This is a genomic window from Phytohabitans kaempferiae (genome assembly GCF_042433955.1).
GTDB classification, from domain to species: domain Bacteria; phylum Actinomycetota; class Actinomycetes; order Mycobacteriales; family Micromonosporaceae; genus Phytohabitans; species Phytohabitans kaempferiae.
The window spans coordinates 221,609-237,876 of record NZ_JBHLUH010000061.1 but is presented as its reverse complement, the minus strand read 5'-3'; the positions used below and the strand labels follow the sequence as shown (position 1 = coordinate 237,876).

Annotated in this window: 13 protein-coding genes; 5 read left to right on the top strand and 8 right to left on the bottom strand. The window is 72.1% G+C overall.

Annotated elements, in window-relative coordinates; all coding sequences use genetic code 11:
• Window positions 1-61: 61 nt before the first annotated feature.
• Both ACFFIA_RS29990 and ACFFIA_RS29985 read left to right on the top strand, forming a co-directional pair.
• Complete coding sequence (locus ACFFIA_RS29990; protein WP_377257118.1) at window positions 62-718, top strand: response regulator; 657 nt, start codon at window positions 62-64, stop codon at window positions 716-718.
• A 317-nt stretch (window positions 719-1,035) separates the two neighbouring features.
• Window positions 1,036-1,614: a thioredoxin family protein gene (locus ACFFIA_RS29985; RefSeq protein ID WP_377257115.1), complete on the top strand. Its 579-nt coding sequence runs from the start codon at window positions 1,036-1,038 to the stop codon at window positions 1,612-1,614.
• 242 nt (window positions 1,615-1,856) lie between these two features.
• Here the strand turns inward: ACFFIA_RS29985 and ACFFIA_RS29980 are convergent, their stop codons facing one another.
• Entirely contained in the window at window positions 1,857-2,759 is a 903-nt protein-coding gene (locus tag ACFFIA_RS29980; RefSeq protein WP_377257112.1) for a WD40/YVTN/BNR-like repeat-containing protein, read from the bottom strand.
• A 229-nt stretch (window positions 2,760-2,988) separates the two neighbouring features.
• Here ACFFIA_RS29980 and ACFFIA_RS29975 point away from each other — a divergent pair, with 229 nt between their 5' ends.
• On the top strand, window positions 2,989-4,239 hold the full coding sequence (locus tag ACFFIA_RS29975) for an MFS transporter (protein ID WP_377257109.1): 1,251 nt from the start codon (window positions 2,989-2,991) through the stop codon (window positions 4,237-4,239).
• A 102-nt stretch (window positions 4,240-4,341) separates the two neighbouring features.
• Here the strand turns inward: ACFFIA_RS29975 and ACFFIA_RS29970 are convergent, their stop codons facing one another.
• Together ACFFIA_RS29970 and ACFFIA_RS29965 are read right to left on the bottom strand one after the other, a co-directional pair.
• Window positions 4,342-5,619 (bottom strand): sulfite oxidase, encoded by a 1,278-nt coding sequence (locus tag ACFFIA_RS29970; protein WP_377257106.1) that lies wholly within the window; start codon window positions 5,617-5,619, stop codon window positions 4,342-4,344.
• Window positions 5,620-5,806: 187 nt separating this feature from the next.
• Window positions 5,807-7,252 carry an MFS transporter gene (locus tag ACFFIA_RS29965; RefSeq protein ID WP_377257103.1) on the bottom strand — a complete coding sequence of 482 codons (1,446 nt, stop codon included), beginning with the start codon at window positions 7,250-7,252 and terminating at the stop codon, window positions 5,807-5,809.
• Between the two features lie 85 nt (window positions 7,253-7,337).
• Between ACFFIA_RS29965 and ACFFIA_RS29960 the strand changes: the two genes are divergently transcribed.
• Window positions 7,338-8,381 carry a GlxA family transcriptional regulator gene (locus tag ACFFIA_RS29960; RefSeq protein ID WP_377257100.1) on the top strand — a complete coding sequence of 348 codons (1,044 nt, stop codon included), beginning with the start codon at window positions 7,338-7,340 and terminating at the stop codon, window positions 8,379-8,381.
• A 92-nt stretch (window positions 8,382-8,473) separates the two neighbouring features.
• On the opposite strand, the gene ACFFIA_RS29955 is transcribed toward ACFFIA_RS29960, so the two are convergent.
• From ACFFIA_RS29955 to ACFFIA_RS29945, 3 genes are all read right to left on the bottom strand, one after another.
• The gene (locus ACFFIA_RS29955) at window positions 8,474-8,938 is read right to left on the bottom strand and encodes a DUF4383 domain-containing protein (RefSeq protein WP_377257098.1); all 465 of its coding nucleotides are present in this window, start codon (window positions 8,936-8,938) and stop codon (window positions 8,474-8,476) included.
• A 75-nt stretch (window positions 8,939-9,013) separates the two neighbouring features.
• Window positions 9,014-9,688 carry a class I SAM-dependent methyltransferase gene (locus ACFFIA_RS29950; protein WP_377257095.1) on the bottom strand — a complete coding sequence of 225 codons (675 nt, stop codon included), beginning with the start codon at window positions 9,686-9,688 and terminating at the stop codon, window positions 9,014-9,016.
• 346 nt (window positions 9,689-10,034) lie between these two features.
• Window positions 10,035-10,508: a hypothetical protein gene (locus ACFFIA_RS29945; RefSeq protein ID WP_377257093.1), complete on the bottom strand. Its 474-nt coding sequence runs from the start codon at window positions 10,506-10,508 to the stop codon at window positions 10,035-10,037.
• Between the two features lie 212 nt (window positions 10,509-10,720).
• On the opposite strand from ACFFIA_RS29945, the gene ACFFIA_RS29940 reads away from it, so the two are divergent.
• Complete coding sequence (locus ACFFIA_RS29940; protein ID WP_377257090.1) at window positions 10,721-11,167, top strand: SRPBCC family protein; 447 nt, start codon at window positions 10,721-10,723, stop codon at window positions 11,165-11,167.
• Between the two features lie 59 nt (window positions 11,168-11,226).
• On the opposite strand, the gene ACFFIA_RS29935 is transcribed toward ACFFIA_RS29940, so the two are convergent.
• On the bottom strand, window positions 11,227-12,090 hold the full coding sequence (locus ACFFIA_RS29935) for an SPFH domain-containing protein (RefSeq protein ID WP_377257087.1): 864 nt from the start codon (window positions 12,088-12,090) through the stop codon (window positions 11,227-11,229).
• 211 nt (window positions 12,091-12,301) lie between these two features.
• Window positions 12,302-16,261, bottom strand: coding sequence for a ThuA domain-containing protein (locus ACFFIA_RS29930; protein WP_377257084.1), 3,960 nt, complete (start codon window positions 16,259-16,261; stop codon window positions 12,302-12,304).
• Between the last annotated feature and the right edge of the window lie 7 nt (window positions 16,262-16,268).

Genomic DNA, 16,268 nt, shown 5'->3' with positions numbered 1-16,268 from the left:
CGCCAGAGGCGGCAGGTCGCCCGCGGCCACGGCGGCTAGCTCCTGAAGCCGAGGGCCGGCCGTGATCCGCGTGCTGGTCGTGGATGACGACGACCTGATGCGGGCGGGGCTGCGGGCGGTCCTCTCCAGCGACGAGTCCATCGACGTGGTCGGCGAGGCGGACGACGGGCGGGCCGCCGTCGACGCGGTCCGGCGGCTCTCCCCCGCCGTCGTGCTGATGGACGTGCGCATGCCCCGCCTCGACGGGATCGCCGCGACGCGGGAGCTGATCACGGCCGCGCCGGCGACGCGGATCCTGATGTTGACGACGTTCGAGGATGACGACTACGTGTTCGGGGCGTTGAGCGCGGGGGCATCGGGGTTCCTGCTCAAGCGCGCCCGGCCCGAGCAGCTCATCGAGGCCATCCACACCATCGCGGGCGGCGAGGCGCTGCTGTCTCCGTCGGTCACCCGCACCGTGATCGACCGCATGGCCCGGATGCCGCAGCCCGACCCGGCCGGGAGCCGCCGGCTGCGTGACCTGACCCCGCGCGAGCGTGACGTGCTGGAGCTGGTCGCGCGAGGGCTCTCCAACGCCGAGATCGCGCAGTCACTGGTCGTCGAGGAGTCGACCGTGAAGACCCACGTCAAGCGGATACTGGCCAAGCTCGACCTGCGCGATCGCGTCCAGGCGGTCATCCTGGCCTACGAGACGGGCCTGATCCGCCCGGGCGGTTGACGCGCCGCCTCCAGCCCCGCACCGCCCACAGCGCCGCACCGCCCACAGCTCCACGCCCGCCCACAGGCCCACGCCGCCTCCAACTCCGCGCCGCCCACAACTCCACGCCCGCCCACAGCGCCGCACCGCCGCCAGCCCCGCACCGCCCACAGCGCCGCACCGCCCACAGCTTCACGCCCGCCCACAGCGCCGCGCCGCCCACAACTCCACGCCCGCCCACAGCGCCGCGCCGCCCACAGCCCGCGCGACCACCTCCCACGGGCGCGATGACCTGGCCTAGCGGCTGCCCGACAGCGCGCCCCGATAGGCTGTGCCGCATGGCCGTTTCGTCGTTTCTCGTGCCGCTGGGCACGCCCGCGCCAGACTTCGCGCTGCCGTCGGTGGCCGGGCCCGAGGTGAAGCTCGCCGACGTGTCCGCACCCGCGCTGCTCGTCGTCTTCCTCAGCAACCACTGCCCGTACGTGCGGCACGTCGAGTCGGCGTTCGGTGCGTTCGCCGCCGAGTACGCCGACAAAGGGCTCGCCACGATCGCCATCTCCAGCAACGACGTGGAGAACTACCCGGACGACGACGTGCCGGGGCTGGCCGGGCAGGTGGAGCGGGCCGGGTTCACGTTCCCGTACCTGGTGGACACCTCGCAGGAGGTGGCGAAGGCTTACGGCGCCGCCTGCACCCCCGACTTCTTCCTCTACGACGGGCAGCGGCGGCTGGTCTACCGGGGCGCCTTCGACGAGGCCCGCCCGAAGAACGACGTGCCGGTGACCGGCGACCTGCTGCGCGCCGCCGCAGACGCCGTCCTGCGCGGCGAGGCCGTGCCCGAGCCGCACGTGCCGAGCCTCGGCTGCGGGATCAAGTGGCGGCCCGGCAACGAGCCGGAGCCCGTCAGCTTCGTGTAGCCCCTCCCGGAAACGAGCGTGCGGGGCGGCCGAGCCGCCCCGCACGAAACAGCCCGACCCGACCAACACCACAAACCAGCCCACGCCCAAGTGCCCGCCCCGCACAAACCCCAGCTCGACCCGATGAACACCACGAACCAGCCCACGCCCAACGGCCCGGCCCGGACGAAGCAGCCGAACCGGCGCACGCTGCTACGCGGAGAGCGCCCCGGGGCACGACGGGAGGGCGCCGCCACGCCCGCTCAAGGGCGGTGCAACCTGGCCAGCCGCCCCTGCTCCCCCGACGCCCAGCAGGTGCCGTCGGGCGCGCAGTCCACCGCGTCGAAGCTGCCCGTGTCGAAGCGCGTCCACGTGCGGCCGCCGTCCCGCGAGACGTCGCTGCCGGTCGGGCCGACCGCGACCGCCGCCTGCCGCGACCGGGGCAGCCACGCGGCGCCGGAGCGGTACTCGCCGGGGAGCGTGCGCGCGACCTGCCAGGTACGCCCGCCGTCGCGAGTCGTGGCGGCGCCGTCGGGCGCGGGGGTGGGCGCCGCGAAGTCACCGCCGACCGCGATGCCGTGCCATGGGTCGCGGAAGGCGAGCGAGTAGATGCCGGCCGAGGCGCCGCTCGGTACCGGTGAGTCGATGACCTTCCAGCTCCGGCCGTGGTCGGACGAGGCGAAGACCCGCGCGCTCGCGCCTCCCCCGGTCGCGAACCACGCCCACGGCCCCGCGCCGGCCGTCACCAGGCAGGTGCCGCTCGCCGCGAACGCGAACTCGCCGGCCAGCGCCTCCGGCATCCGGTCGGCGGGGAGCACGCGCCACGAGCGGCCACCGTCCACCGTGGACGCGATCCGGAAGCGCCCGTCGACCGGGTCGGAGAGGGCGAGGCCACGGCGTTGGTCGAAGAAGGCGAGGCAGTCGTAGAACGCGCGCGGGTCGCCGTTGCGGAACGTCTCGGTCCAACTGCGACCGCCGTCGCTCGTCACGTAAACACGGGACGCCTCGCCCTCGCCGATGGAGAGCGCGACCGCCCGGTCGGCCCCGGACGCCTCGATGTCCCGGAACTGGAGCTCGGCCGTGCCCGGCGGACCGACCTGCCGCCAGGTCCGTCCACCATCGACGGTGCGCAGCACGGCGCCGGCCGAGCCGCTGGCCCACGCCACCGTCGCGTTTTACCACGTCGAGGCCGCGCAGCCGGGCGGTGACGCCGGTGTCGGCGAGCTTCCACGAGTACGCGCCGGGGCGGCCGGACGCCTGCGCGGGCGCGGCGGAGACGGCGAGGAGCAGGGCGGAAAGGGCAGCGAAGATCGCTCTCATACACGCAAAACATACCGTACGCACGTCAATGTGAGGATGTTAACGTCCATCGATACTGACGGACACTCCCCGTCAATGATCCAATACGCCATGGTCACCGGGTCCCTGTGGCGAGATCGCGACTTCACGCTGTTCTGGCTGGTCCAGACGCTCTCCGTCGCGGGCGACTCGTTCTCGTACGTGGCACTCCCCCTCCTCATGCTCCGCGCCACCGGCTCGGTATCGCAGATGGGCCTGCTCACCGGGCTCGCCGGCGCCGCCACGATCGTCGCGGGCGTCTTCGCCGGCACGCTCGCCGACCGCATCGACCGCCGGATGCTGCTTATCGTCTGCGACGTGGCCCGCGCCGGCCTGTACGCGCTGATCCCGCTCGTCTGGCTGTTCTCCCCGCAGATCTGGCTGCTGTACGCGATTGTGCCGCTCAGCGCCGCGTTCGCGATGGTCTTCCGCGTGTCGTACGTGGCCGCGGTGACCAACCTCGTCGACCCGCACCGCATCACCGAGGCGAACGCCCGCCTCTCCGCCACGTACGCCGCCGCGAGCGTGGGCGGCCCGGTCATCGCCGGTGTGCTGTGTGGACTGTACGGGCCGACGTCGGCGATCGCGGTGGACGCGGCCACCTTCGCGGTCTCGGCGGTGGGGCTCTGCTTCGTGCGACTCCGCGTGCGCACGCCTGCCCGCGACGTGCCCGCGCCGGACGGCGTGTCGTGGCGGGACTTCGTGGTGGGCGTACGCTTCCTGTGGCGGCATCCGGTGCTGCGCGCGCTGACGGTGCTGCTCTCCTTCCTCACCTTCCTCACGCTCGGCCTCACCGACATCGTCGTGTACTACCTGGGGCACGAGCTGCGGCAGTCCGACGGCACGGTCGGGTACGTGCTGGCGACCGCCGCGGTCGGCACGATCATCGCGGCGTTCGTGGTGGCACCGGCGCGGCGGACGCTCGGCTTCGGCGCCTGCTGGATCGGCTCGTACGCCCTCTGCGGCGTGGCCATCGCGGGCATCGGCATGTCGCGCAGCGTCCCGGTCGTGGCCGCGCTCGCCACCACGGTGGTCTTCGGCATCGGCGTGGCCGGCATCTGCTCGATGTCACTACGCCAGGAGGTGACGCCCGACCACCTGCTGGGGCGGGTCACGGCGTCGTTCTGGACGATCCACTCGGCACTCGGCCCGATCGGGGCGGCGGTGCTCACCACCTCGGCGGCGCACTACGGCGTGCCGGCGACCTGCCTCGTCGCCGGCGTGGCGTGCCTGCTCATCGCGGCGTGCGGCACGCTCACCCCGATCCGCCAGGCCCGCCCCGAACGACTCGCCGTCGAAGTCCCCTGACCAACGCACCGCACACTCAGCCCCGAGGCCCCGAGGCAAGACGCCCGACGCCCACGGCGCCCCGAGGCCCGAGGCGCAGGCCTGAGGCGCGAGACTCGCGCGCTACACCACCGTGACCGGATGCCGGACGATGGCGCCGAACAGGTAGCCCAGCGCGTTGTGCGGCACCGTCTCCGGCTGGGTCACGCCCTCGACGTCGGTGGCACGGGCCCGTAGCGCGTAGGCGCCGGGCGCCGCACGCCACTCGTACTCCCAGCGTTGCCACGCCGTCCCGAGGCCGCGACCGATCGGGCGGGCGGGACGCCAGGTGCGGCCGTCGACGCTCACCTCGACCCGGCGGATCCGCCCGTTGCCCGACCACGAGCGCCCGCGCAGCACCTGGCGACCGGCGCAGAGCGTCGCCTCCCACGGCAGCTCGAACGCGCTCTTCACCGCCTGCCGGCTGACCAACTCGCCGTCCGCCGGGTAGGTCGGGCCGAAGAGGCGGTAGAACTGCGTGTTCCATGGCGAGAAGAGCGGCTCGGCGGAGACCTCGAGCTGGCCCAGCCACTTGATCGATGCGACGCCGATCCAGTTGGGTACCACCACGCGCACCGGGAAGCCGTGGTCGGGTGGGAGTGGCTCGCCGTTCATCTCGTACGCGAGCAGCACATCGTGCAGCGCCTTCTCGATCGGCAGCGGGCGGCGCACCGGCCCGAGGTTGACGCCCCCACTCACGAAGTCCGGATCGAGCCCGACCGGCTGCGCGTCGACCGCCCCGCGGGTCAGCCCGGCGCGTTTGAGCACAGTGGAGAGTCGCACGCCCCGCCACCGCGCCACGCCGATCGCGCCCAGCTTCCACGCCGTGCCGGACGCGGCCTGCCCCTGCTGGCTGGCGAAGAAGCTACGACCGTTGCCCGCGCACTCGACCGCGGCGGTGACCGTGTCCGAGGGGAGGGCGCGCAACTGCCGGTACGTGAACTCCACCGGCCGCTCCGCCGTCGGCGCGCCGCGCAGCCCGGTGCCGTACAGCCGCAGCCGCCAGTCGCCCGCGTCGATCCGCGGCGTCAGCGTGTGGTTGCGCACGAAGAAGCGATCCACGGGTACGAGGTAGCCGGTGTCGCGCAGCGCCTCCCACTTCGTCTCCGCGTTGGTACCGAAGACGGTGAACAGCTCCGCCGGAAGCGGCTTGAGAATAGGCGGATCGACAGCCGCCGCCACGCCAGCCGCCGCAGGAGCCGCAGCCGCCGCGGGTGCCGTCGCGACCGCGGCACCGGCCGCGACGCCCACCCCGAGGCTCGCCGAGAGCCGCATCAGGTCGCGACGCGTGATCCCGTCCGCCCGCGCCTCCCCCGCCAGCCACTGCGCCAGACGCGTCCGGTCGTACTCCGCCTCGTCCATACCAAGGACGTTACTCTATAGGTTTAGTAGGAATCAATCACCGCCTCGGCCCCGTGCGTGGCAGCTTCCGCCGGCGAGCACCACCGCCACACCCGAAGCGAGGACGCCCACCGTGGCCGCGCCCGCCAGCGAGCACCACCGCCGCATCCGAGGCGAGCGCGCCCGCCGTGCCGAGGACCTCCCCGCGTCACTCGTCCGCCGGACGCAGCCGCCATCCCACCGGCACCTTCGGCGCGGGCTGCTCGATCGCGACCGGGAACACGCGGCCGCCGCGGTAGAGCAGGAGGGAGAGGACCGCGGCGCCGATCGAGAGGGCGCCGGCGGCGTACCAGGCCAGGGCGTAGGTGCCCAACTGGTCGCGGACCAGGCCCGCGCCGGTCGCGGCCACCGCCGCGCCGATCTGGTGGGAGGCGAAGACCCAGCCGAAGACGATCGGGCCGGCGTCGCCGAAGTACTGGCGGCAGAGGACGACCGTCGGTGGGACGGTGGCGACCCAGTCGAGGCCGTAGAAGACGATGAAGACCAGCATGGTCGGCCCGGCCGTCTCGGCGAAGAGGCTGGGCAGCACCAGCAGCGAGCCGCCGCGGAGGGCGTAGTAGGCGCCGAGCAGGATGCGGCTGTCCACGCGGTCGGTGAGCCAGCCGGAGGCGATCGTGCCGGCGATGTCGAAGAGGCCGACCAGCGCGAGCAGGCCCGCCGCGGTCGTCTCGGCCATGCCGTGGTCGTGGGCGGCCGGGATGAAGTGAGTGCCGACGAGGCCGTTCGTGGTCGCGCCGCAGATCGCGAAGCCCCCCGCGAGCAGCCAGAACGCTCGCGTCCGCGCCGCCGCCCGCAGCGCGCCCACCGCCCGCGCCGCCGGCCCCCCGGCGAGCGGCGCGACACCGGGCGCCACCACCGGACGGCCCGCACAGCCCCCAGCGGCCGGCGAGCCACCGGCACCGCCCGAAGCCGCGACCGCACCAGCCGAACCGTCCAAAATGGCCGGCGAACCGGCCGCACCGCCAGAAGCCGAAGACGAAGACGAAGCAACCTCACCGCCGTACGCGGTCACGCCCAGATCGGCGGGCTGGTCGCGCAGCCGCCACAGCACCAGGGGCACGACGAGCAGGGCGGCACCGGCGACGATCAGCGCGGCCACGCGCCAGCCGCGCGCCTCGACCACGGTCGCCAGGAGGGGCAGGAAGACGAGCTGCCCGGCCGCGCCGCCCGCGGTGAGTACGCCGGTGACCAGGCCGCGCCGCTTGACGAACCACCGTCCGGTGACCGTCGCCACGAAGGCCAGCGCCATCGAGCCCGTGCCGAGTCCGACCAGGACGCCCCAGCAGAGGATGAGCTGCCAGGTCGCGTTCATGAAGACGGTGAGCCCACTGCCGGCCGCGACGAGGACGAGGGCGGCGGCGACCACGCGCCGCATGCCGAACCGCTCCATCAGCGCGGCCGCGAAGGGGGCGGTGAGGCCGTACAGGATCAGGTTGACCGAGACCGCGGCGGAGATGGTGGCGAGCGGCCACCGGAACTCCTCGTGCAGCGGATGCAGCATCACGGCGGGCGTGGCGCGGAAGCCGGCGGCGCCGACCAGCGCGACGAACGCGACGGCGGCCACGAGCCAGGCGGGGTGGAGGCGACGGGTCACCGCCCGAGTCTCGATCACGAGGTACGGGCCGGACGAGTGGCCCGCGAGCCATGATCCGCAATTATCGGGCCATACACTGATGGCCATGTCCGTCGCCCGAAACGCCCGCCACACCGACCCGACCCGCCCGGTGACCAACGCCCACCGCGTGGCCGTGCTCGCCCTCGACCACGTCGTGGGGCTCGACCTCGGCACGCCCGCCCAGGTGCTCGGCACCGCCCGCGACCCCGACGGCCACCGGCTCTACTCGGTCGAGGTGTGCACGCCCACCGGCGGCCCGGTGCGCAGCGCCGCCCGCTTCCAGGTGGTGCCCGACCACGGCCTCGAGCTCACCGAGAGCGCCGACACGGTGGTCGTTCCGGGGATCCACGACGGCACGCCGCTCACCGACGGCACCGTCGACCCCGCGGTGGGCGAGGCGCTGCGGGCGGCGCACCGGCGGGGCGCGCGCATCGTGTCGATCTGCACGGGCGCCTTCGCACTGGCCGCGGCGGGCCTGCTCGACGGTCGCCCGGCGTCGACGCACTGGGCCTACGCGGAGGTGTTCCGCAGGCTGTACCCGATGGTCAAGCTCGACCCCGACGTGCTCTTCATCGACGACGGCGAGGTCCTGACGTCGGCGGGGGTGGCCGCGGGCATCGACCTGTGTCTGCACATCATCCGCCGCGACCACGGCACCGGCGTGGCCAACCGGGCGGCCCGGCGGTGCGTGGTGCCGCCGTGGCGGGAGGGCGGGCAGGCGCAGTACACCGAGCATCCGGTCCCCGAGGTCGGCTCGACCGGCACCGCACCGACCCGCGAGTGGGCGCTGGCCCACCTCGCCGAGCCGCTCACGCTGCGGGCGCTGGCGGCGCACGCGCGGATGAGCGTGCGCACGTTCACCCGGCGGTTTCGGGAGGAGACCGGCGTGAGCCCCGCGCGGTGGCTGCTCCAGCAACGCCTCGACCGGGCGCGGTTGCTGCTGGAGACCACCGACCTCGGCGTCGACCAGGTGGCCCGCCAGTCCGGCTTCGGCACGTCGGCCGCGCTCCGCCAGCAGTTCCAAGCCTCGATCGGCGTGCCGCCCACCGCCTACCGCCGCACCTTCCGCGGCCACGCCCAGACGGTCGGGTCCAAGACACAGATCTGAGCTACCGCGATCTCCGCCGTGGGCAGGACCGCCGCTCCCGCGGCCTCACCCTCCGCGGCACACGACCCCACGGCCTCGGCGACGCTGCTGTGTCACCGTCGTGCCATGGCGCGGCGCGGCGACACCAGCAGGCCGAGTGCGACCATGCCGATGGCCAGGCCCAGGTGCAGCCAGTTGTCGGCGGTGTTGAAGGGCACGAAGTTGGCCGCGCTGTCGTGGTCGACCACCAGGCCGTACAGCCACAACACCGCGTATATGGCGCCGCCGCCGATCAGGTAGAGCCGGGCGCCGGACAGCGTGCGGGCCAGCGCGAGCCCGACGATGCCGTAGAGCAGATGGACGATGTTGTGCAGGACCGACACCTGGAACACGCCCAGCAGCTTGGCGCCCGACTCATGACCGGCGAACCGCATGTCGCCGTAGTTGGTCGTGATGCCCGGGATGAACCCCAGGATGCCGACCAGCAGAAACACGACCGCGACCGCGAGGCCGACGGTGCTGCCGAGCGGCCTGGCGCGGACCTGCCGCGCGGAGGCGGATCTGGATCTCGTTGCCACATTCTCACCTCCAAGAACCTGGCGGCCGCTTTCCCCGCCCGGCGACGGATAAACGCCGCCGGGCGGGGGCGCACGCTACACGTCCGCCGGAGCGACCTGGGCGGTACGGCGGGCGAGCAGCGTGGAGTCCTGGATGTCGACCGTCACGCCGTCGCGGGTCACCGTCCGCGGCCGCTGCTCGACCACGATGGCCTCGAAGCCGTCCGGCAGGCCGGGCAGCAGTTGCTCGGCGAGGAACATCGCCCGGTGCTGGCTCCCGGTCAGGTGGGTGAACGCCTCGGACGGCGCGTGACCGACGACGAGCAGGTGGCCGCCGGGCGCGACGGCCTCGGCAAGCCGGCGGGTCACCTCCACCATCCCGCCGTCCGGCGGGTGCAGGTAGTGGCTGGTGACCAGGTCGAAGGAGCGGCCGCCCGCCGCGAAGGCCCGCGCGTCGACCTGCCACCAGTCGACGCGGTCGGCGACCCCGGCCTGCTCGGCGTGCCGGGCGGCGCGCGCCAGGCCGTTGGCGGAGAAGTCGGCGCCGGTGACCGTCCAGCCCTGGCGAGCCAGCCATATCACGTCGCCGCCCTCACCGCAGCCGACGTCGAGCGCGGTGCCCGGCGTCAGCCCGGCCACCTCGGCGACCAGCTGCGGGTTCGGCTCTCCACTCCACACCTTCTCCTGGCCGGAGTACCGCTCGTCCCAGCTCGGCGGCTCGAACATGGCGGCCGCCCCGTCCTCGGTGAGCTGGTGTCCGTGTCCACGCATCAGAACGGTTTCCTTCCGGTGCTCCGCGGCGGTCGCCTCGGCGATCGGGGCGCGGGACTGTCGACGTCCACGCCGACCAGCGTCCGGGAAAACTCCCGCCGCTGACAAATAACCTTGCCATTTCAGCAAACGGGATCGGATACCCGCTCCCGCTCGGCTGGCAGGTCCTCGCCACCCTGCTGACCGTCGCCGTCACCGTCCTCCTCGTCAGGCAGGTCGCCACGCGAGTGGCGCAGGCCAACGAGGTCATCGCCCAGGCGATCATCGTCGGCCTCGTCGACTCGTCGATCGCCGCGGAGCCGGCCGACTCCCGGCGCGCGGAGCCCGAGACCGCCTGACCGGGGGGTCAGTCCAGCAGCTCGGTGCGCTCGATCTCGGCGAACGCCGCGGTGAGGTATCCCGCGAGTGGACGCGGCGCCGAGCCCAGCAGGTGGGCCACCAGCAGTGCCGCATTCCGGGCCAGTGCGTCAGGCGCCGGGCGGGGCGCCTGTTCTTCCTGATCGTGAACGCCCAACGCGCCGGCCAGCAGGACGACCAGCAGGTGCGGATCGACGGCCGGCTCCCACACCGCGGCGGCCCGCACACACCGCTCGACAACCTGGCGGACGTCGTCGCCGCTCAGCCCGTCCGGATGCGCCTCCTCCAGGAGGAGCCGCACCACCGCGCCCAGCACCAGTCCGGACCCCTCGGTGGCGGCGAGCGGCCCGACGGCGTCCGCGAGCCCTTCCCGGTCCCGCTCCTGGGCGGCGGCGACGGCGTCCGAAGCGGCGACCGCGATCGCCTCGGCGCGAGTGGGCAGGTGACGCCAGGTCGTACTCATCGAAACCTTTCGCCGGCATGGCAGTACGGAATGTCCATCATGGCAAACCACGGTCCGCCAGCGCCCCGTGGCGGAGCCGGCGCGCGGTTGACGCAACCGGCCGATTGCCATACATTGGGCGGCAACCAGATGGTTGCTACACCTCACCAGGATCGCCGAGGCGATCCGCCGATCCCGACCGCACGACCCACCACGAGAAAGAGGGAACGACCATGGCCGACATCCTGCACCGCATCGGGGCTACCGCCCCGCTGGAGAAGGTGTACGACGCGCTCGCGACCTGCGACGGGCTCGCCGGCTGGTGGACCACCGGGACCACCGGGGAGAGCGCGGTCGGCGGCACGATCCAGTTTCGCTTCGGCGACACCGGCGGGTTCGACATGAAGGTGCTCGACCAGCGCCCGAACGAGCGGGTCGAGTGGGAGGTGACCGACGGCGACCCGGCCTGGATCGGTACCCGCATCACCTTCGACCTCAGGCGCGAGGGTGACGACACCCTCGTGCTGTTCAAGCACGAGGGTTGGCGCGAGCCGGGCGAGTTCATGTCCCACTGCACCACGAAGTGGGCCACGTACATGCTGAGCCTGAAGCGGCTGGTCGAGACCGGCACCGGCACGCCGTATCCGCGGGACGTCCGGATCAGCGGCGACTGGCACTGACCCGCGACGCAACCACCTCCACAAGGGAGCCCCGACGAGTCCCTTGTGGAGGGACGGGGTCACCGCGCCGGCGGCGCCTGCGTGACCTTGCCGGCCGGCTCGTCCTTGCCGGATCGCGGCCCACGGCCGTCGCCGGCCGCGGTCGCGATCGTCGCTCCTCCCTGGATGATCTGGTCGAAGAAGCGCAACAGCTCCACCGGGAACGGCATCACGAGCGTGCTGTTCTTCTCGGCGGCGACCTCAACGACGGTCTGCAGCAGCCGCAACTGGAACGCGCCCGGCGTCTGGGACATCGTCTTGGACGCGTCGGCGAGCCGCCGCGACGCCTGGTACTCGGCGTCCGCCGCGATGACCCGCGCGCGGCGCTCCCGTTCCGCCTCGGCCTGCCGTGACATCGAGCGTTTCATCGCGTCCGGCAGGGCGACGTCCTTCACCTCCACCCGCTCGACGAGCAGTCCCCACGGCTGTTCGGTGGGCGCGTCGATGACGTTCTTCAGCTCGGTGTTCACCCGCTCGCGATCGCTGAGCAGCGTGTCGAGGTCGGTCCGGCCGATGACCGACCGCATGGACGTCTGCGCGACCTGGAGCACCGCGGCGTGGTAGTCGAGGACGTTCACGAGCACCTTCACCGGATCGACGACCCGGTAGTAGACGACCGCGTCCACGGTCAGCGTGACGTTGTCCCGCGTGATCGCCCCCTGTGGCGGTACGCCGACCACCGTCGTCTGCATGCTCACCTTCGCCATCCGGTCGGCGACCGGGACGATGAGCCGGAGCCCCGGCGCGCGCACCGCCTCGAGCACTCGCCCGAAGCGGAAGACGATTCCCCGCTCGTACTGCTGCACCATCCGTACGCTCAGCGCCAGCGCGATCAACACGATGACGGCGAGGACGACGACGATGGTGATCACGGCGGCTGTCATGGCCTCCCCGATCCGGCGCCGCCGTTCCTCCCGTGCCCCCCGTTACCCGTCCGCGCCACTTCCAACCCTGCTGGTGCGGGTCTGGCCGCGGTGACGGCCTCGACCCCGGCCACTCCGTCCCGCGCGCCGGCCGCCCGCCCAGGTCGGCGCCGCCTGAGCAGAGTCCGAAGGGGCCCGGCACGAAGCCGGGCCCCCAAGGTGACGCTAACCGTCAGAGTTCGCGCACTCGCACGTTGCGGAACTCCATCAGGTCGTTGTTGCCGTGGTTCTGCAGCCCGATGAACCCGCTGAGGAACTGGCGCAGGTCGGTCGGCGGGTCGCCCGCGCGGGACGACTGCTTGCCGGGCGTGTTGTCGAACTCGTTGATCACCACGCCGTTCCGGATGATCGTGTAGTGCTGCCCCTCGACCTTGATCTCGTAGTCGTTCCACTGGTTCTTCGGGGTGGCACCGGACTGGGCGAGGTTGTTCGAGTCGAAGTTGTAGACCGACCCGGTCTTCTGCGGCTCGCCCGTCTCACCGTCGTACAGCTGGATCTCGTGCCCGCAGAAGATCGCTACCCAGGCGGGTGACGTGCGGGCCGAGCCCATCGTGCCGCAGCTGCCCGGCGGCCGCTGCTCCAGCGGCGTCCGCGGGTCGGGGAACCGGACGAACACGCCGCTGTTGGCGCGCGTGCCCTCCGGCGACACGTCCCGGAACTGCAACTTGATCGAGTAGTCGGCGAACTGCTTGTCCGCGTACCAGAGCATGCCGAGCCCGCCGATGGTGCGCATCGTGCCGTCCGGGCGCACCTGGAACGACCCGCCGGGCGCCTGGCGCCAGCCGGAGAGCGAGTACGCCGTGCCGTCGAAGAGCTGCTGGTAGCCGTTGGTCGAGCCGATCGCCGACTGCTGACCGGTCCGCCGCAGCACGCCGGCCTCGCGGTTGTCGATGACGTGCGCCGCGGTGAGCTCGGCCAGCACCTCGTCGAGGTGGTTGACGAACGAGCCGTGGTTGGGCCAATTTGCCTCGTCGTCGATCAGGTCGTTGATCGTGCAGCCGCCGCCGGCGACGCGGTTGGCGACGCCGGTCTCCACCTCGAGGAGCTGGACGGTGGGCCGGGCGTCGGGCGCGACGCAGCCGGCGGTGACCGGCACCTTGGCGGTGGCGGTGGTGCCGTCGGCGTACGTCACCTTCAGGGTCGCCTCGAAGGTGCCGTACCGCTTGTAGGTGTGCGTCGGGTGGGGCGCCGTCGACTTCTTGGTGCCGTCGCCGAAGTCCCACTCCCAGGCCACGCCGCCCGCCTTGGCCGCGGAGAACGCGACCGTGCGCGGCTGGGCCTGGGCGATCGGGCGGGCCGTGGCCAGGCTCGGGTTCGGGGTCGCCGCGCCGCCCTGGTACACCACGCGGACCAGCTTCTGGTTGGCGTGGAGGCTGAAGAAGCCGCCCGCGTAGTCGAGCAGGTAGAGCGCGCCGTCCGGCCCGAACTTGGCGTCCATCCAGGACTGGAGCTGCGTGCCGCCGTTGCCGGGCTGGATGTACGGCTTCAGGTCCTCGGCGAACGCCGGCGCGCCGGCCTGCCGGACCGTCTCCGGGTTGACCGTGACGGCGACCCGGTTCTGGCTGTTGGACTGGTCACCGATGAACCACTTGTTGTCCCAGTACTCCGGCCACGCCACGCCGCTGTCGGTGTCGACGTTCTCGCGCTGGTAGGTCGGACCGTCCATGATGGCCTGACCGCCACCGCTGAGGTACGGCTGCGTGTACGTGGACTCCGACTGCACGTAAGTCGGGATGCCACTGCCGTCGGCGCGCTTCGGGAAGACCGGGCCACCGCCCTGCGGCGAGTACCAGATCATGTTGTCCCGCACCGGTGGGAGGTTGACCAGACCGGTGTTGCGCGGCGACTCGTTCTTCGGGTTGTCGCAGTCGTACCAGCCGGTGAGCACCGAGGCGTCGGTGTTGGACCGGTCGCGGTACGGCTGCCGGTTGCCCATGCAGAACGGCCAGCCGTGGTTGCCCGCCGAGGTGATGATCGTGGCGGTCTCGTACTTCGCCGGGCCCAGTTCGGGGCTCGGCGCGCCGGCGTCCGGACCGACCCACGCGGCGGTGAGCCAGTCGTTGACCGGGTCCCAGGCGATCCGGGCGATGTTGCGCACGCCCATCACGTAGATCTCCGGACGGGTCTTGCCGCCGCCCTCCTCCTGACCGGTGAAGAGGTTGCCCTCGGGGATGGTGTACGTGCCGTCCGGTTCCGGATGGATTCGGATGATCTTGCCGTTGAGGTCGTTGGTGTTGCCGGAGGTGCGGCGGGCGTCCTGGAACGAGATGCCGGCGTACTCCTGGGTCCAGTTGTTGCCGGAGTAGCCGCTCGATCCGCCGGAGGAGTTGCTGTCACCGCTGCCGATGTAGAGGTTGCCCGACTCGTCGAAGGTCATGCCGCCACCGGCGTGGCAGCAGCTGTGGATCTGCGTCTCCCACGAGAGCAGGTCCTTGCGGCTGCCCAGATCGATCGTCTGCGCGGTCGCGTTGTACGTGAACCGCGAGACGGTCCGCTCGCCGACCCGCTTCTCCCGGTCGATCGAGTCGTGCGGCATCCAGTAGGCGTACATCCAGCCGTTCTCGGCGAAGTTCGGGTCGAGCGTGATGCCGACCAGCCCTTCCTCGTTCTTGACCAGCTCGCTGCCGCTGCCCCGATTGCCCATGACGGGCAGCGTGGTCAGCAGCTTGACCTGCTTGGTCTGCGGGTCCCACTGGTGGATGGTGCCGCAGCCCAGGCCCACGTTCGGGTTGTTCCAGTCGGCGACGGGGCCGGTGGCGCAGGCCGCCTTGCCGATGTAGAAGACCCGCCCGTTCGGGGCGATGGTCAGGCCGTGCGGCTCACCGATCTGGTCGAGCTGCCCGGACTGGTTGGTGGTGGTCAGCCGCTCGGTGCGGTAGTTGGTCGAGATGGTCGCCTGGCAGTCGCCGCGCACCAGGCCGGTGGTCCATTGGAGCGCGCCGAGCAGGTGCCCCTGGAACTGCGTGTCGCTGGTGTAGCTGGCGTCGGTGCGCCCCATGCCCGTGTAGAAGGAGCGGCCGCCGTCGTAGTCGCGGCACCACGAGATGGGGTGGAACGCGCCGTTGCGGCTCAGCCCCGGGTTGTACGTGTGCTCCTGCACCTGGGCGATGGTGTGCACGCGCCCGACCGGGCTCGGGTTCCAGTTGATCCACTGGTCGGAGCGCTTGATGGTGAGCGGCAGCCCCTTGTTGGCGGGATGCTGGCGGTCGGTGATGCTGACCGTCGCCTCCTGCACGGTCGCCTCCGGCGGCGGGCCGGCGTCCGGCCCGATCAGCCACAGCTCGGCGAGCTGCGTGGCCGACTCACCGCCGTTCGCGGTGATGTTCAGCCGGTAGTACTGGTACGCCGTCGTGTTGGTGAACGAGTACTGCTTGGTCTCGAACCGGCCCGCGAAGGTCTCGCCGGTGCGAGTGTCCAATGTGGTCCAGCTCTGCCCGTCGGTGGAGCCCTGCAACTGCCAGTCCCGCGGGTCACGGCCGACGAAGTCGTTGGCCGAGGTGAGCGCGTACCGGGAGACGACGACCGGCGCACCGAGCTTGCCCATGAGCCAACCGGTGCGGGCGAAGGCGAGCCACTTGGTGCTGGTCAGGCCGTCGAAGACCTGCGCGACCGTCTCGTTCGGCGGGTTGTTGGCGCTCGCCGAGAACTCCACGACCTTCTCGGCGTTGGGCAGGTTCGCCGCCGGCCGGGTCCCGATCAGGCCGGTGAACCAATCCGAGCTGGGCTGCGCCCGAGCCGCGTCGTGGATGCCGACGAAGCCGCCGCCGCCCTTGATGTACGCCTGGAACGCCGCCTCCTGCGCGTCGTCGAGCGTGACGCCGTTGGCGGAGAGGAAGACCACGCTGCGGTACCGGGCGAGGTTCTGCGGGTTGAAGACCGCCGGGTCGCTGGAGTCGTGCACGTAGAAGCCGTTGTCCCGGCCCAGTCTGCGGATCGAGTTGACGGCGCGGGTCACCGGGTCGTCCTGCTGGGCTACCGGTCCGTGGAACACCAGCACGTTGACCGCGTTCTTGCCCCAGGTGGGCGGCAGCTCGACCGGGGCGGGCTCGGCGTACGCGGGCGCGGACGCCAGTCCCAGCGCCAGTGTGGCGACCGACGCCAGCGCTGCCGCGCGTCGGGAGAACCGTCTCATCTCTACT

What these genes read in the sequence shown, in the direction of transcription:
- ACFFIA_RS29935 (WP_377257087.1), bottom strand. Translation starts at nt 12,090, where the DNA reads ATGACAGCCGCCGTGATCACCATCGTCGTCGTCCTCGCCGTCATCGTG.
- ACFFIA_RS29960 (WP_377257100.1), top strand. Translation starts at nt 7,338, where the DNA reads ATGTCCGTCGCCCGAAACGCCCGCCACACCGACCCGACCCGCCCGGTG.
- ACFFIA_RS29940 (WP_377257090.1), top strand. Translation starts at nt 10,721, where the DNA reads ATGGCCGACATCCTGCACCGCATCGGGGCTACCGCCCCGCTGGAGAAG.
- ACFFIA_RS29950 (WP_377257095.1), bottom strand. Translation starts at nt 9,688, where the DNA reads ATGCGTGGACACGGACACCAGCTCACCGAGGACGGGGCGGCCGCCATG.
- ACFFIA_RS29945 (WP_377257093.1), bottom strand. Translation starts at nt 10,508, where the DNA reads ATGAGTACGACCTGGCGTCACCTGCCCACTCGCGCCGAGGCGATCGCG.
- ACFFIA_RS29970 (WP_377257106.1), bottom strand. Translation starts at nt 5,619, where the DNA reads ATGGACGAGGCGGAGTACGACCGGACGCGTCTGGCGCAGTGGCTGGCG.
- ACFFIA_RS29985 (WP_377257115.1), top strand. Translation starts at nt 1,036, where the DNA reads ATGGCCGTTTCGTCGTTTCTCGTGCCGCTGGGCACGCCCGCGCCAGAC.
- ACFFIA_RS29930 (WP_377257084.1), bottom strand. Translation starts at nt 16,261, where the DNA reads ATGAGACGGTTCTCCCGACGCGCGGCAGCGCTGGCGTCGGTCGCCACA.
- ACFFIA_RS29975 (WP_377257109.1), top strand. Translation starts at nt 2,989, where the DNA reads ATGATCCAATACGCCATGGTCACCGGGTCCCTGTGGCGAGATCGCGAC.